Below are 15,925 nucleotides of genomic sequence, written 5' to 3'. Positions count from 1 at the left end.
GGTGACGGATAAAGAAGAAGATCTGACTCAAGCCAGAATTCGTAAAATAAAGAGTTGGTCACCTGTATGGATCGTACCAATTATCACTGTGCTGATTGGAGCTTGGATACTGTTTTATCATTTTAGCCATCAGGGGCCAGAAGTCACACTAATTACTTCTAATGCCGAAGGTATTGAGGCCGGTAAAACTAAAATTAAAAGCCGCAGCGTTGACGTTGGTGTTGTTGAAAGTGTGTCTTTGAGTGAAAACTTGGGGCAAGTTATCATTAAAGCCCGCCTAAATGATGGAATGAATCGCTTGTTACGTACGGACTCTGCCTTCTGGGTTGTGAAACCCCAGATCGGCCGTGAAGGTGTTTCTGGTTTGAGTACATTGCTGTCTGGTGTTTTTATCGAATTACAACCCGGCACACAAGGTGAAGAAGAAACCCTTTTTTCATTGCTTGATGCTCCCCCGCTTGCTTCCCCTGATGCAAAAGGTATTCGTCTGATTCTGACCAATGAAACAGCAGGGCGATTAACTCCTGGGGATCCCGTGTTATTTAGGGGATATCGAGTGGGTTCTGTTGAGGCTGGCACTTTTGATCCAACATCCCGATTGGTTCGTTACCAAATTTTCGTTAAATCACCTTATGATGCTTTACTGACTACAAATGTCAGATTCTGGAAAGACAGCGGTGTCACATTTGATATGTCATCACAAGGTATACGGGTTGAAATGGCTTCATTATCGACCTTGTTTGGAGGGGGGGTTAGTTTTGATGTACCAAAAGGTTGGGAACTGGGTAATCCAGTACAGGAAAAGGAAATCTTTAAACTCTACGATAGCGAGAAAAGTATCCAAAACGCACTGTATACAGAGCATACAGACTTTTTGCTATTTTTCTCTGATTCTGTACGTGGCTTGCAGCAGGGAGCACCTGTCGAATTCCGTGGTATCCGGGTAGGAACGGTAGCAAGGGTGCCTTTTTATAGTGAAGACATTAAGCAACGTATCGACAATGATTTTCGTATTCCAGTATTGATCCATGTAGAGCCTGGGCGGTTTGTGAAAGAGTTAGGTAATGGATTCAACACAGACAAAGAATTGAAGGAAATTATTGCCAGGGGTTTGAGAGCTACTTTGAAACCAGGCAATTTACTCACAGGTGCATTATTTATTGATCTGGACTTTTTTACTAATGAGAAACCCTGGAAAGGCCCATATGAAACAGCGGGTTATAAGGTTCTGCCTACAGTAAGTAGTGGTTTGGCGCAAATTCAACAAAAATTCACCACAATGTTGGATAAAATCAACAATATGCCGATTGAACCGGTGCTTGTTCAGGCAACACAGACACTTAAAGAAAGCCAGAGGGCAATCCAAACAGCACATAAGACAATGGATGAATTAAATCGCATTCTTGCAAGTAAGGAAGCACAGGAATTGCCTAAAGATATACAAAATACATTATATGAGTTGAACCGCAGTATGCAGGGGATCCAGCCAGGTTCACCCGCTTACAGTAAGCTGATGGATAATATGCAACAGTTGGAGCAGGTATTACGTGAATTGCAGCCTGTTTTGAAAACACTCAATAAAAAGAGTAATGCATTAGTATTTGAAGCAGAAGCGATAAAAGATCCTGAACCTAAAAAGGCGCCTAATTGATGAAAAAATTGATTTCAAGATTGGCATTTTTTATGTCTGTCAGTGTGTTTATTGTTGGAAGTGGGCTTATGTCGGGATGCAGTAGTAGCCAACCACAAAAAACATATTATCAGTTACCGGTTTTGGCTAACTTGATACCTTCGCTGGAAGATAAATTAGGGGCAAAACATGAACGGCAGCTGTGGATAAAAAGGATTAACCTTTCTGACTACCTTGCGGCTCCTGGAATTGTGTACCAGACAGGGGAGGTGAGTTATATCAATGCCTCGAACCATTTATGGGCTAGCCCATTGCAGCAACAGTTACAGCAAATATTGATTTCTGAACTGAGTGCAGCATTTCCACATCGTTTGGTTTCTCAACAGGAATTAGAAAAAGATGTAGATGCGCTGGATATCACAATAACTGCTTTTCACGGGCGCTATGATGGCCAGGTATTGATTGAAGGCTATTGGACATTGTCGAACCCAGACAGGGTAATTAGGCAGCCATTCAACCTTAATTTGAAACAGGAAAAAGATGGCTATTCTGGATTAGTACTGACTTTAGCTAAAGGTTATAGTCAGTTAGCCAAATCTATTGCCAGGCAACTTTCTTTGTAACATTAACCAAGTTATGCATATCTTTGCCTGATATTCATTTCATATAGGGGGATCACCGGAGCCAATCGGATAAAAACGATCATTATTTTATCTTCATAGTAACAAGTGAGGAAGTAAGGCATGAAAAGACAGAAAAGAGACCGTTTAGCAAGAGCACTTTCCAGAGGCTATCATGCAGGCATTTTGGGACGTCCACGGGAATATTGTCCTTATCATTCATTGGATGCTCGTTCGTATTGGTTAGGGGGATGGCGCCAAGCGCAAGAAGATCGTGTGTGAGTTAATCCAAAAGAGAAAAACACCTCCGCTTAGCGGAGGTGTTCAGCATCAAAGACAGAGAGGGTTGCTAATAAAAGTTGATTAAAAGGCACTAGTATCCTTAAACAAACCTACTTTTAAATCAGTCGCAGTATAAATCAGTTTGCCATCTACCAGAACTTCACCATCAGCCAGGCCCATAATTAATTTGCGATTAATGACACGCTTGAGATTAATGCGATATGTCACTTTCTTAGCTGTTGGTAATACCTGACCCGTAAATTTGACTTCCCCAACGCCGAGTGCTCGGCCTTTGCCTTCCCCACCGATCCAGCCCAGGAAGAAACCGACAAGCTGCCACATGGCATCAAGGCCAAGGCAGCCGGGCATGACAGGATCATTGATAAAATGACAATCAAAAAACCACAACTCAGGATTGATATCAAGCTCCGCCTCGATATACCCTTTATCGTAAGTACCGCCGTTTTCTGTCATTTTTATGATGCGATCCATCATCAACATATTGCCAGAAGGCAGCGGTGGCCCATTTTCACCAAACAATTTACCTTGCCCAGAGGCTTGAAGTTCTTCTTTCGTGTAGGACTCTTGTTTTTTAAACATATTTTCAGATAGCCTTATAATCGTGTAAGGCTAGAGAATAGCGTACACTTGTACGCCCAACAACTCCGATCAGATAACAATGGAGTTAATCTAGCCAACGGAGAAACCAAGGAAGTCGAGGTCGTTCTTGAATATTAGCTTGTGTAATGCGTTCACGTATTATAGCTAACAAGTGTTCTTTTTGTGGATCGTAGTAAGGAACACCCGTTAACAATGATACAGCCTCAGAAACATGTTCAACTGCCCAAATATGAAATTGCTTATTCTTTACTGCATCAACAACATCTTGCTTTAGGCACAAGTGTTGAACATTTGTGGTTGGAATAATGACGCCCTGATGGCCAGTTAGCCCTCGGTAGTGACATATACGGAAAAAACTCTCAATTTTTTCATTAACACCACCAATAGGTTGCACGTAGCCAAATTGATCTACAGCACCAGTAACGGCAATTTGCTGATCGATAGGTTGTTGTGACAACGCGCTGATAAGGGCACACAATTCAGCGAGTGAAGCACTGTCCCCATCCACTTCACCGTAGGATTGTTCAAATACAATCGAAGCTGAGAATGGTTGTGGCTGTTCTAATTTCAATTCAGAAATTAGATAAGCCTGCATGATCATCATGCCTTTTGCATGAATATTGCCGCCTAATTCAACCTTACGTTCTACATCGATAAATTCTCCATCCCCTAAATGCGCAACACAACTGATACGGGAAGGTTCACCCATTGGATCAGGATGGCCAGGATATTCGAGCACGGATAGCCCATTGATTTGGCCGATAACTGAGCCTTGCGTATGGATCAATATTTGGCCTTTCAGAATGTCATCTATACTGCGTTCAGCCAAATAGCTATGGCGCCAGGTACGATTATCTTCTGCTTGTTGCAGGGAATGTTTGGTGATCTGCTTTTCCTGCTGATAATGAGTTGCGGCTGCCAATTTTTGCTGTATCCACTGAATATCCAGGGGTAACCGAAATTGATCTTCTATATAGCGGGTAGCAAATTGAATCAACTCAGGCCAAGCATCGGCACTTAATGGTGGCAAGTTTTGTTGCTGAATGATGCCATTAACGTACTGGCACCATATTGTTAGATCATCTTCTGTATGGAAGGGCATATCCAGTTCAAATTCGCCGTACAATGCACTGCTTGTTAGTTCAGGTTCAATGGCCTGTAGTTCTTCAAGGCTGAGCCTGTCACCGACTAAAATCAGACGTAGATCCAACTCCATTGAAGGTATTGGTAGTGGCAGGGAACGATTTTCATCGTGTGACAGCCAGTCAAAACGGTGTTGAATAATCATCTGCTTGAGACGAACCCACATCAATGGCTGAGAGAGCAGGGTACGCAGAGGCAAAATTAAGATACCACCATTGACTTGATGGATAAGGCCTGGTTGTAGTTGAAGTATCCCTTTGTGTGTATAGACATTGCCAAATAACTGTTCTGGCTCAATCCACTCACGGTAAGCAACCCGTTCAGTTGGGGCGAAAATACCTTCCCCTGAAGCGTGCCAGGTAATGGTTTGGTGTTCTATTTGGTAATAACCACCGATAGTTGGATGGCTTTCCGGTAACAAAGAAGAAATAGTATTGGATAGAAGAGACAGATAAACATCACTTTCTTCTGCTTTCAGCAGCATAAAAGGTTGATGTAGGGAGGCCTGACAAAAAAGGGATAACCCACTATGCAGCCTGGGTTGAACCACATCCATTGTAATGGGGGTGAATTCAGCGACAGAATTAAAGAGTGCCTGATAAGGCGCATTGTTTGGCTGTAATGCCTGCCAGTCTAGTTTTATATTCGTCAAAGTGATAGCTACATCATATAGTGAAAAGGGAAACATTTATTATACAAGATTAAGCAATGAACCAACATGCCAGAATTTTGAAAGAAACGATATTTGGGCTAGCGCTTCCATTACTTGTAAACTATGCCGATATTTTGTGTTGTTATGGGCAATCTAAAGAAATAATTGCTATGCTTAATTTTAAGTTACGCTGTCACTGAGAGATGAAATGAAATATCAGCAACTGGAAAATCTGGAGTGTGGCTGGAAATGGGCTTATTTGGCAAAAAAACACCGTGAAGGTGAGCCGATTACTAAATACATTGAAAACAGTGCTGCGCAAAATGCAGTCAATGAATTAATGAATTTAGAAAGCGAGCCAGTCAAGGTACTGAAATGGATTGCTCTGCATATGAATCCGAATTTGTCTAACCGAATGAAGCAAACGATTCGGGCACGGCGTAAACGTCATTTTAATGCTGAACACCAACACTCACGTAAGAAATCCATTGATTTGGATTTTCATGTTTGGCAGAGGCTTTCAGCGCTATCCCGACGTCGTGGCAATACCCTGTCAGAAACAATCATACAGCTATTGGAAGATGCTGAATATCGAGAAAAATATACTCACCAAATGTCGAGTTTGAAACAGGATCTGGAAGCAATATTAGGGAAATAATCCTGCCAATAAATAGGGATAAAGCCCCATTTTAAATGGGGCTTTTGATAAATCGATTAGAATAGTATTACTGAGCCGCTTTTGGCTGAGTCACAACTTCAGTAGTACCTTGAATGTTGATGATTACACGACGATCTGGAGCCAGGCAGTCGATAAGTTTAGAGCGAACTTTAATTTTGTCGCAGGTAGAGCCAGTGACAGGATCTTCTTTACCGCGGCCTTCTGCTTGGATGCTATCTGCTGGGATACCTTTAGAAACCAGATAATCGACTACAGACTGGGCACGTTTCTGAGACAGTGGCAGGTTGTAGTTTTGGCTGCCGATACGGTCAGTGTAACCAACTACCAGAACTTTGCCTTGGGTTGGATCGATTTTAGCCAGTTGGTTATAAAGGTTGTCCAGTTCCTGCTGACCTTCTGTTTTCAGGGTTGATTTGTTGAAATTGAACAGAACATCAGAACGCAGGGTAAAGCTCTTGCTTTCAACGACAGGCGCTGGCGCTGGCACAACTGGAGGTGCTGCTGGGGTAACGACCGGTGCACCTTCATCTTGTCCGAAACGGTAAGAAACCCCTACACTCAGAAGGCCATTATCTGGACGGGCACCAACGGTAGTGGCATCACCGATGTTGTTAACCCATTGGTAGTCCAGACGGGTTGCCAGATTTTTGGTCAATGCGTATTCGACACCAATCGCGGCCAGAGGAGAAACACCTTTGTCGTTGTTTTTCAGCCTGCGTTGATTTTTTTCACCAGTTCCGCCTATTGAGTCGGAATTGTAGGTTGCAGAGGAGTCTGCACGCCATAACATACCACCAAGACGTGTATAAACATCCAGATTGTCCAGCACTGGGTAGCTCAGTTTAGTCGTTAGCTGAACGCCCTGGGCACGGAAAGCTCCATTATCAATGCTGCCTTTATAAGCTATGCGGCCTAACCAATCGTAACCCAGTTCAAAGCCCAAGTATGGGGTTGCTTGATAACCGACATAAGCACCTGCACCTAATTGGTTTTTATGGGCAGCACCGTTGCCAATCCGGTTATCATAACCATTGCCGTAGAAATTTACGTCATGGTATTGAGACCAACCCAGTTTAGCGCCGGTATACCAGGTGTTGTCCTTTGGAGCTGCTTGAGCAGTAGTTGCGAAAGCTGCCACTGCCACTGCTACTGCGATAGCTGTCTTTTTCATTTTACGCCTCGTTATCATCCAAATAGGCAATTGGCTTTAAAAGCCTTATTGTTAGCCACTGGTTAAAATGTTCTGTTAGGCAATCATGCTTTAATCAGAAGATGTGTTCTGAAATATAAGAACGGCAAGCACAACTCCCTAAACTGTGTAAAGTCTACAACGAAGTTAAAAAGTTACAAGTACACTGTGACTCATGACACAAAAAATTTAATTAGCGACTGACAAAACATAAGTATTTTTGACGAATACTTACAATACTTACACTATTAATATATTGATTTTCATTGAAAACAATAATGATTATCAATGAGTAGCTTATTTTTAATAAAAAATATTGAGATTAATCCTAATTTAAGTCAATGATAATAATTAGAGTGAATTTGTAGCCTATTTTTTTGTGCAATAAATGGATGTAATAAATTTTGTGGCCGCATAATAAAACCGAGGGTTATACCCTTTTGGGCAGCTATTTGTAACGTATTTAATTGATATTCTGATAATTCCGGTAACCAACCTAATACAACGCTATAATTGCCGCTTGCCAGCGCTTTTTCCATGGCACTAATTGAAGCAATAGGACGGATTTGGTTTAGTTGGACAACTTTATTTAAGGGAAGCCCGGTATCTATTAACCATTGGCGACTTAACTTCTTATTAGGACTTACCCAAAGTAACCATCGATTTTCCTTTCCAGATTGGTGCAATAAAGGAAGAAGAATGTGATTAATGACTGGCTGGTGTTCATTGTAAACCAGTTCACTGACCATGCCCTTTATCGTGTGTGAGGTGCATTGATGTGATTGTGCAAAAGACACGCTTTTCATGGTCATCCCAACCATTTTTTTGTCTGTTTTATGCTCGTTCACTGTTGTGCTGGCAGCTGCTGTTTTTTTCTCAGTGAGATATTTCCATGCTGATCGGATGTTCATAATGTTCCTCGCCACAATAAACTGTATATTTATACAGTATAACGATATTTGATTAAAAGCAAGCCTCTTTTTTTCAAAGCACTTCGCAAAAATTTACAGAAATTAGGATTTTTCTGTCTTAACGATTGGCAGTTGAAAATAGATTGCGTATGGTTTTAATTAATTGTTCTGGTTATCTATTTTATTAACAGAAGGCATGATTAAACATTACTTTGGAATGTGATTCATGGAGTGATAAAAAATGTTTTTATCTGGAGCTCGTTTTGTTCAATTGCAACATGGTGTATCTTCACTAGGAAAGCTTAAGAAGAAATCTCAATTTGGTGGCATTGGATTGTTAATTGATGATGTTTTATTTGCCATTAGTTCTGATGGAGAGCTTTATTTACGAGGAAATAGTCACGCTGAGATACTATTTAAAGCCAAGGGAATGGAAAAATTTATTTATTCAAAAAGAGGAATACCTGTGACTTTGCGGTATTACCGTGTTAACGAATCAATTTGGCAGGATCAAAAACAATTATTTGAATATGTAAATTTAGCCTATCAATACACAATGAAAGAAATAATTAATAGACAAAAAATACCGCTTAGGCTTAAAGATCTTCCTAATTTAGGGATCGCTTTAGAAAGACAGTTATGGAAAGTGGGTATTTCTAAAGTAGAAGAATTAAGAATATTAGGGGCAAAAGCGACTTACCTTAAGCTCCAGCAGCATAGGAAAAAAACAAATGTCAGTTTGTTGCTTGCATTAGCAGGTGCAATAGAAGGCTGTCATGTTGCGGTATTACCAGAAAAATTACGTGATGAATTAATTAGCTGGCATAGCGAGCTGGTTCACTATAATTCAGACAAGCATCCATAATAAGTGAGATTTGGTGAATAGGGGCGAGAGCCCCTACTATATCCCGGTTTCATGCGACGACAGAAGATTTTGGGGTAACGATAAATGATTAGTGCGGTTTTTGATCACTAATTTGCTTTTTTAAATAAACAAATTCCGGTAATAGCTCAATGAGTAATTTTATTTGTTGTAGTATAAGCTGGACTTTATTGTTACTTTCAGAAGGTATCAGATTAATTTTTTCTAAGAAACTATTCACCGTCGCTTGCAATATCGCATCATTCATCTGGTCTTGCTCTAATGTGGATTCAACATAACAGATTGCATTATTAAGAATTTCTAAGATTGCCGGATCGTTAAGTTTACCTCGATGAGCGCCTAATGCAGAAATATAACTTAGCATAGTGTGGTTGAGGCATAGTAGACGAAAAGCGGCCTCTTGGGAGATACGATAATTTTTGGGTTCCGAGGCCATATTTGAGATCACTGATGCCAGTTCAGCATCACAATTGTGCGCATCACGACGGGCGATCCGATAATTCAGGCTATTACTTTTGCCCTGGTGGTATTGGGTTAAAATTGCACTAAGATAGCGGCAATTCGCTCCCATTGTGCGGCTAATCACTTGAGGTAATTGACGGAACTGCCAATCTGGCCAGATGAAACTCACGGCAAGTAAAGCAATACCACAACCTACGAATGTATCAATGATTCTTGGTAGCGCTACTTCAAATCCTTCACCCAATAAATTGAAACTCAGTAATACCAGCAGCGTGATAAAGAGCGTTGCATGTGCATATTGACTATTACGGAAGGCAAAGAACAGCATACCAGAAATAACAATCAATACTAATTGGCCTTCAATGGAAGGGACAAAATAGAGAATGGGCAGGCCAATTAAAATTCCCGCCAGTGTACCCATCACACGTAAGGCCAGACGGCGGCGAGTGGCGCTATAGTTCGGTTGGCAGACAAATAAACTGGTGAGCAAGATCCAATACCCACGCTGTAAATCAAATAGCTGAATAATGGCATAGCCAGTACACAACAAAATGGACATACGAATAGCATGGCGGAATAGTGCAGATTGTGGTGTCAGGTGGCTTCTGATCCTAAACCCTATATCACGCCAGCCAGTTAAATCTTCTTCAGATAACTGCGTTTCTTCTTGTTTATCTTTTGGGGCGTCGGTTTGGGAAAGTAGATATTGATCTGAACCCAGCCCAGCTAATTGGGCGTCAATGGCACGTAAATTTTTCAACAAATTATCAAATGCCATAATCTTAGTATCAGTACCTTGCTGATTTCTTAAACGCTCAATCGAACTTTCAAGGTAGCTGAACGCACTTTCAAACCGCGGGTTATGTTGATATTGCTTACGCAGGATAATAGATTGTGCAACCTGTTCACATGCCCGCGCTTGCATGGAAAGCAATCTCTGGACGCGGAACATAACATCACTGTGGCGAAACACTTCTCTTAGTTTTTGATATTGAACATGGGATGAACTGGCACGTTCATGGATATCTTGGGCTACAAAATAATAGTGCAATGTATGGCGAGTACCTCGTTGTCCCCTGTCTCCCTTTAAACGACTAAGCAAAGAACTTTTAGCCTGATTGAGCGTTGCGACTAACGCACTGTTCGCCATGGCGACATCAAACACAGATTGTTTATATTCCCCAGCCTCAGAATCGGGATCAAACAGGCTGGTTTTAGCATAGAGATACACTGAAAGTTGCTGGTAACAGCGTGCTAAATTTTCTTGCAAGGGGCGAATAGGGAATAATAAATGGCCTGTTAACGTCAGCAAGTTATACCAGATAGCGCCAGTAAGCAGTAACAAAGGCTGTTGATACCAGACAGGGAAGATTGACGAACCGAGCATGGTATAAATGGCTATCAGTAAAGCACCAAAAGCGATGGTGGCGTAACGTTGCCCCAGAGCACCAAGCAGGATAAAGCCACAAGTGGATATTGCCAAACCAGGCATGAAAAGCCATGGATAGGGAAACAGCAGTGTAATAGCAGTTGAAGCAACAAAGAAAGAAATCAAGGTAATAGTGAGATTACGTAATCGTCCAACCAGGCGGTCATCCAGGTCGGTTAATGCCGCTGCAACGACACCCAACAGCAGTGGAATTGTTATTTTGAGTTCTTTCCCCAATAGCCAGGGGATGAGAGTGGTTCCTGTCAGGGCAATGAATATACGGATATAATAGAGAGTGTGACTGTTATACAGAAAATGGCGGGAGCGGGACAAGACCGTTAGCACAAAATACTCCTAACAACATTTACGTGATGAAATCGTTCAACAATTTTCAGATACGGTGCCACGACAATGGAACTAAAATCAACGCAAATTGGCCAACGCCTTGCTCGGCACTCTTATAATCGGGTACGTCTACTGAATGCTGGCATTGAAGTTAGCGGTGACAAGCACCAGTACCTTATTCCATTTAATCAATTAATTGGTATTCAGTGTAAGCGAGGGATTGTTTGGGGGGAATTGGAATTTGAACTGCCAGAAGGAAAAGTCGTTCGCTTGCATGGTACTGAATGGCAGCAAACACAACGTTTTTACCATTATCTATTAAAAGAATGGCAAAAATGGAGTCTCGATATGAGCGATGTCAGTGCTGATGTTTTGGCTGTTCAAGTAAATGAAATAGCTAAAATCAAACAACAGAATCGTTGGCTAAAAGCCGCTGATTTAGTTTCCATACAACAACAAATCAAGGAAACATTTCAGGCTTTACCTTTGCCATTACAACGAGTCACGCAATTTGAAAATTGTCGGAACAATTATGAGATTTGTCTGGATTGGTTAAAGGCTGGTGAAAAAATAATTCAAACGCTGAACCGACAATGGGTTGATCATATGTTGGTGGAATATGGACAATTTTTCCAGACAATAGAAACGTCACCACTTGATCGCGCTCAATGTCAGGCGGTGATTAATGGTGAGCAAAATATTCTGGTATTAGCGGGAGCGGGCAGTGGAAAAACCGCTGTTTTAATTGCGCGCGCAGGGTGGTTGTTATTACGTCAATCCACACTTCCTGAGCAAATTTTGTTGTTGGCTTTCGATAGTCGGGCTGCTGATAAAATGAATGAACGTATTCAGGCTCGTTTGAGAACCCAGGAAATAAAAGCAAAAACATTTCATGCTCTGGCATTGCATATTATTCAGCAAGGCAGTAATAAGTCGCCAAAAATTAGCGAGCTGGAAATTAATCTGCAAAAGCGCCGTGATTTTCTCGTTCAAGAATGGCAAAAACAGTGCGGAGAAAAAAAATCACAGGCTAAAGGTTGGCGAGAATGGTTGAATGAAGAATTGGGTTGGCAATTGCCGGAAGGTGAATATTGGCATGATAAGTCATTGGCGATTCGTTTATCGGTCCGTTTAGAACGTTGGCTGGAATTAATGCGTATGCAGGGCGGCAGTCAAAAAGAGATGCTTGAACGAGTACCTACTGCTTATATTGATGCATTTCAAAAACGTCTACGGCTGATGGCGCCTTTATTGAAAGCCTGGAAAACAGCATTGAAGTCTGAGGAGGCCGTCGACTTTCCAGGTTTGATCCATCAGGCGGTGAATATTTTACAGAAAGGCCGATTTATCAGCCCGTGGAAACATATTCTGATGGATGAATTTCAAGATATTTCCCCCTTGGCGCTCAGATTACTAACGGCATTGAAGGCACAAAATAAGCAAAGTCATTTATTTGTGGTGGGAGATGATTGGCAGGCAATTTATCGCTTTAGTGGTGCTGAATTACCGTTAACGACAGCATTTTCAACCTACTTTGGTAAAGGCGTTGAGTGTGCATTGGATACGACATATCGTCTTAATGACCGTATTGGGGAAATTACCAACCAATTTGTGCAACAAAATCCTTATCAATTTAAAAAGTCTCTCAGTAGCCTGGTAAAAGGCAGCAAAAAATCGGTTGTTATTTTACCTGAAGAGCAGTTAGAGGCATTACTTAATAAGATGAGTGGTTATGTGACCGGGCAGGAAACCCTCTTATTATTGGCACGTTATCACTATCTCAAACCTGAATTATTGAAAAAAGCACCGACTCGTTGGCCAAATTTGAAGATTGAATTTATGACAATTCATGCAGCTAAAGGGCAGCAAGCGGATTATGTCATTATACTGGGATTGAAACAGGGCCAAGACGGTTTTCCGGCACCAGCACGAGAATCTGTGATAGAGCAAGTTTTATTGCCACAACCTGAAAATTTCCCTGATGCAGAAGAGCGTCGTCTGTTATACGTTGCATTAACGCGAGCAAAAAAGCAGGTTTGGTTAATGCAGGAACCGGAAACCCCATCTATTTTTATTCATCAACTGGCACAATTGGGCGTACCGATTCAGCGTAAACCCTAAACTTCATTCCTGATGCCTGTTGAAATCACCGCAATCTTTCATTGAGATAGCACTGATAATCTGGCACGCTAATATCAACATATTGAGAGAAAAGTGCTGAGTTGATAAGAAAATCGGCGGTTGAACAGTTGGTTGCGACAGGAATATTCCAAACCGTTGCCACGCGTAGCAGAGCTTTAACATCAGGATCATGGGGAACCGCGTTCAAAGGATCCCAAAAGAAGATTAAAACATCAATTTTGCCTACCGAAATCAGCGCACCGATTTGTTGATCACCTCCCATTGGCCCACTTAACATACTCGTTACAGGCAATCCTGTTTTCTGCTGAATTAAATGCCCCGTCGTTCCTGTGGCATATAAAGTATGTTTTTCTAACAAAGCATGGTGGTTATTAACCCAGGCCAGCAAGGAGTTTTTACAATGATCGTGTGCGACAAGCGCAATTTTTTTCGATTCAGGTAAGGTGCGAACAGTTGATTCCATAGAGATGCCTTTATATAAATGAATTATTTATCATAAACACTGTAGCAGATAAACCAGATGAAAAATGCTGTGGAGAATATGGGAGGACAAAATGAATGATCAATATATAGTGGATATTTTGGGAAAAGTAAAAACCATCGCGTTAGTTGGAGCGAGTGAGAAAACAGATCGCCCCAGTTATAAGGTCATGGAATACTTACTAAAGCAGGGATATCAAGTTATTCCTGTCAGTCCTAAACTGGCAGGACGGACTTTATTGAACCAGCCAGTTGTGAGCCAATTATCTGATATTAAACAACCCGTCGATATGGTTGATGTATTTCGCAACGCAGAAGCTGTTTATGGTGTTGCGGAGGAAGCCATCGCCATTGGTGCAAAAGTCCTTTGGTTACAAAGTGGCATTATCAATGAAGAAGCAAAATTATTGGCAGAAAATGAAGGATTAGATGTTGTGATGGATCGTTGTCCAAAAATTGAAATCCCGCGGTTGGGGATAGAAAAGTGAATAAGGCAGCGATTGGTTTATTATTCACCACCTTAGAGTGATTGGTTAACGGTAATAAAAGTATTTAATTTCGTAGCCGTGGCGCTTGTAATTGACTGCGGATAGATTCGGCTAACTCATCCAGAGAAGATTGTTCTGGATGTTCATCTGATGTTTCGTAAGTCAATTGGGCTTCTGCCAAATAAGTATGAATAGGTTGACCATTGTCATCTTCCATCACAACGTGATACCACGGCGCTGAACGTAAGGTAGCATTAGATGCAATATCATTTTCCTGCGGTTGTTCTAAAGAATATTCAGCATCAATATCTACAATAACACCCAAGTAACCCAGCAACCTATGTCGTACTTGCTGGCCGATACCGAATTTGCTGGCGATCATCATAGCCACCTCCAAAGAAACCTTGCAATGACTCTTATATAAGGGCGGTAAGGTAAATTTCAAGCGCGCACCCGGTGATGGTAGCCGGAATTTTGCATGATTTTTGAAATCAGGATGGCATGTGACCGCCATCTCATAATTTCAGATTAGCTGTTGCGTATATAAAATACAATAACAAAAGTGGGTTTAACGTTTCAAAGTTCTTACCATCTTATCTGGGAGGAATATAACGATGACTAAATGCAGCATGACTATTTATGTTTACGGCAGGGTACAGGGAGTTGGATTCCGTTATCACACTTACCGTTGGGCAAAGAAAAATAAGCTGGCGGGATATGTTCGTAATATGAATGATGGAAGTGTGAAGATTGTCGCTTGTGGCAATGATGCACAAATCAAAATGTTAACACATTGGCTGGAGCAGGGTGGGCCTCCGGGCGCTAAAATAGAACATTTTCAGGCTCAGTTTTGTGAAGTAGAAGAGATGAGTGATTTTAGCATCCGTCATTAGTGACGGATGAATAAATCAAATACACTTGACTGGTTTGGGAAGGCCGGCAATTTTTGTTGCTTGTTTTGCAGGCCCTTTGGGAAACAGGCGATAGAGGTAACGGCTATTCCCTTTCTCTTCACCATATTTTTGGGCGATCGCTTTGACTAGCATACGAATAGCGGGTGAAGTATTAAATTCTTCATAAAACTCACGTACAAAACGGATAACTTCCCAGTGCTGTTCGGTTAGAGCGATTGCTTCCTGTTCGGCAATGACAGGAGCCATAGCTTCTTGCCAATCACGATAGTTTTTTAGATAACCTTGTGCATCAGTTTCGATCTCACGACCTTCAAATACCAACATAACTTTCTACCATCCAATAACGATGGCCGCAATTTAGCAAAAATCACCACTATCCCCAAGAAAGATTACTCAACATGCCGAATAAATAGACCAACAGACAGTGTTGTGAGTAAATTAACCGCAGTTGAACAGATAAATACTTTACATTGGTAACTGTGATGTTTATAGTGCTCGACATCGCGGAGGGGTGGCCGAGCGGCTGAAGGCAGCGGTCTTGAAAACCGCCGATGGGAAACCATCCGAGAGTTCGAATCTCTCCTCCTCCGCCATCTACACTTCTCGCAGCATCTCTTAAAGTCTACTTTTTCCAGTAAAATCAACGAAAACTCCCAAATAAAGCGCTATCAACGTCTACTGGCATCTATTGCAATGTACCCCAGTCAGGGGGTATATATAGGGGTAACTTTCTGTACCCCCTAAAAAAATACTCCCGTTACTGTGAGGGGCAAGGATGCTAGAAATATGAAACTAACAACCTGACAAGTTGAAACAGTAAAACCCCAAGATAAAGATTTTAAGCTATCGGATGGCGGCGGTTTATATCTGCTGGTAAAGACAACCGGTTCTAAATACTGGCGACTGAAATACCGCATTGCAGGAAAAGAAAAGTTACTCGCCAGTACTAAACTTCAAATTTACACCCCAGCAGATTACTGACTTAGTGAATAGTCATATTTTATAATGCGATGCCCTATATTAATGCGTATTAATCATTGTGAGACTGCATCTCA

Annotated in this window: 16 protein-coding genes, 1 tRNA gene and 1 pseudogene; 10 read left to right on the top strand and 8 right to left on the bottom strand. The window is 41.5% G+C overall.

Annotated elements, in window-relative coordinates:
- Window position 1: 1 nt before the first annotated feature.
- The 3 genes from pqiB (at window position 2) to rmf (ending at window position 2,532) form a co-directional block, all read left to right on the top strand.
- Window positions 2–1,651, top strand: coding sequence for an intermembrane transport protein PqiB (pqiB, locus tag AAC853_RS13255; protein WP_422824214.1), 1,650 nt, complete (start codon window positions 2–4; stop codon window positions 1,649–1,651).
- A gap of 32 nt (window positions 1,652–1,683) precedes the next feature.
- Complete coding sequence (gene pqiC / locus AAC853_RS13250) at window positions 1,684–2,253, top strand: membrane integrity-associated transporter subunit PqiC (RefSeq protein WP_340614858.1); 570 nt, start codon at window positions 1,684–1,686, stop codon at window positions 2,251–2,253.
- Window positions 2,254–2,373: 120 nt separating this feature from the next.
- Window positions 2,374–2,532: a ribosome modulation factor gene (rmf, locus tag AAC853_RS13245; protein ID WP_338882702.1), complete on the top strand. Its 159-nt coding sequence runs from the start codon at window positions 2,374–2,376 to the stop codon at window positions 2,530–2,532.
- 81 nt (window positions 2,533–2,613) lie between these two features.
- Here rmf and fabA read toward each other — a convergent pair whose 3' ends face one another.
- A complete protein-coding gene (gene fabA / locus AAC853_RS13240) occupies window positions 2,614–3,132 on the bottom strand; it encodes a bifunctional 3-hydroxydecanoyl-ACP dehydratase/trans-2-decenoyl-ACP isomerase (RefSeq protein WP_338882701.1) in 519 nt (172 codons plus the stop codon).
- Window positions 3,133–3,217: 85 nt separating this feature from the next.
- A complete protein-coding gene (locus AAC853_RS13235; protein WP_340614810.1) occupies window positions 3,218–4,948 on the bottom strand; it encodes an AAA family ATPase in 1,731 nt (576 codons plus the stop codon).
- Between the two features lie 208 nt (window positions 4,949–5,156).
- Between AAC853_RS13235 and matP the strand changes: the two genes are divergently transcribed.
- On the top strand, window positions 5,157–5,606 hold the full coding sequence (matP, locus tag AAC853_RS13230; protein WP_338882699.1) for a macrodomain Ter protein MatP: 450 nt from the start codon (window positions 5,157–5,159) through the stop codon (window positions 5,604–5,606).
- 67 nt (window positions 5,607–5,673) lie between these two features.
- On the opposite strand, the gene ompA is transcribed toward matP, so the two are convergent.
- Together ompA and sulA are read right to left on the bottom strand one after the other, a co-directional pair.
- On the bottom strand, window positions 5,674–6,798 hold the full coding sequence (ompA, locus tag AAC853_RS13225) for a porin OmpA (RefSeq protein ID WP_340614809.1): 1,125 nt from the start codon (window positions 6,796–6,798) through the stop codon (window positions 5,674–5,676).
- A gap of 356 nt (window positions 6,799–7,154) precedes the next feature.
- Window positions 7,155–7,727: an SOS-induced cell division inhibitor SulA gene (gene sulA / locus AAC853_RS13220; RefSeq protein ID WP_340614808.1), complete on the bottom strand. Its 573-nt coding sequence runs from the start codon at window positions 7,725–7,727 to the stop codon at window positions 7,155–7,157.
- Between the two features lie 241 nt (window positions 7,728–7,968).
- Here sulA and AAC853_RS13215 point away from each other — a divergent pair, with 241 nt between their 5' ends.
- Window positions 7,969–8,592, top strand: a complete 624-nt coding sequence (locus tag AAC853_RS13215; RefSeq protein WP_338882696.1) for a TfoX/Sxy family DNA transformation protein — start codon at window positions 7,969–7,971, stop codon at window positions 8,590–8,592.
- 88 nt (window positions 8,593–8,680) lie between these two features.
- Here the strand turns inward: AAC853_RS13215 and yccS are convergent, their stop codons facing one another.
- Window positions 8,681–10,846, bottom strand: coding sequence for a YccS family putative transporter (gene yccS, locus AAC853_RS13210; RefSeq protein WP_340614807.1), 2,166 nt, complete (start codon window positions 10,844–10,846; stop codon window positions 8,681–8,683).
- A gap of 66 nt (window positions 10,847–10,912) precedes the next feature.
- Between yccS and helD the strand changes: the two genes are divergently transcribed.
- Window positions 10,913–12,967 carry a DNA helicase IV gene (gene helD / locus AAC853_RS13205; protein ID WP_340614806.1) on the top strand — a complete coding sequence of 685 codons (2,055 nt, stop codon included), beginning with the start codon at window positions 10,913–10,915 and terminating at the stop codon, window positions 12,965–12,967.
- Window positions 12,968–12,992: 25 nt separating this feature from the next.
- On the opposite strand, the gene mgsA is transcribed toward helD, so the two are convergent.
- Window positions 12,993–13,451: a methylglyoxal synthase gene (mgsA, locus tag AAC853_RS13200; protein ID WP_189759254.1), complete on the bottom strand. Its 459-nt coding sequence runs from the start codon at window positions 13,449–13,451 to the stop codon at window positions 12,993–12,995.
- 91 nt (window positions 13,452–13,542) lie between these two features.
- On the opposite strand from mgsA, the gene AAC853_RS13195 reads away from it, so the two are divergent.
- Window positions 13,543–13,956: a CoA-binding protein gene (locus AAC853_RS13195; RefSeq protein ID WP_338882692.1), complete on the top strand. Its 414-nt coding sequence runs from the start codon at window positions 13,543–13,545 to the stop codon at window positions 13,954–13,956.
- Window positions 13,957–14,020: 64 nt separating this feature from the next.
- On the opposite strand, the gene hspQ is transcribed toward AAC853_RS13195, so the two are convergent.
- The gene (gene hspQ / locus AAC853_RS13190; RefSeq protein WP_189760833.1) at window positions 14,021–14,341 is read right to left on the bottom strand and encodes a heat shock protein HspQ; all 321 of its coding nucleotides are present in this window, start codon (window positions 14,339–14,341) and stop codon (window positions 14,021–14,023) included.
- 229 nt (window positions 14,342–14,570) lie between these two features.
- On the opposite strand from hspQ, the gene yccX reads away from it, so the two are divergent.
- Window positions 14,571–14,849, top strand: coding sequence for an acylphosphatase (gene yccX / locus AAC853_RS13185; RefSeq protein ID WP_338882691.1), 279 nt, complete (start codon window positions 14,571–14,573; stop codon window positions 14,847–14,849).
- 15 nt (window positions 14,850–14,864) lie between these two features.
- On the opposite strand, the gene tusE is transcribed toward yccX, so the two are convergent.
- Complete coding sequence (gene tusE / locus AAC853_RS13180) at window positions 14,865–15,194, bottom strand: sulfurtransferase TusE (RefSeq protein WP_338803108.1); 330 nt, start codon at window positions 15,192–15,194, stop codon at window positions 14,865–14,867.
- A 181-nt stretch (window positions 15,195–15,375) separates the two neighbouring features.
- Between tusE and AAC853_RS13175 the strand changes: the two genes are divergently transcribed.
- Together AAC853_RS13175 and AAC853_RS13170 are read left to right on the top strand one after the other, a co-directional pair.
- A tRNA-Ser gene (locus tag AAC853_RS13175) sits at window positions 15,376–15,463 on the top strand.
- A 211-nt stretch (window positions 15,464–15,674) separates the two neighbouring features.
- Window positions 15,675–15,812, top strand: a pseudogene (locus tag AAC853_RS13170) (Arm DNA-binding domain-containing protein); the annotation flags it as partial.
- Window positions 15,813–15,925 lie beyond the last annotated feature (113 nt).

This window comes from Xenorhabdus thailandensis (genome assembly GCF_037996785.1).
In the GTDB taxonomy this organism is placed as follows: domain Bacteria; phylum Pseudomonadota; class Gammaproteobacteria; order Enterobacterales; family Enterobacteriaceae; genus Xenorhabdus; species Xenorhabdus griffiniae.
The sequence above is the reverse complement of the archived record's forward strand: the minus strand, read 5'-3'. Positions and strand labels throughout refer to the sequence as shown.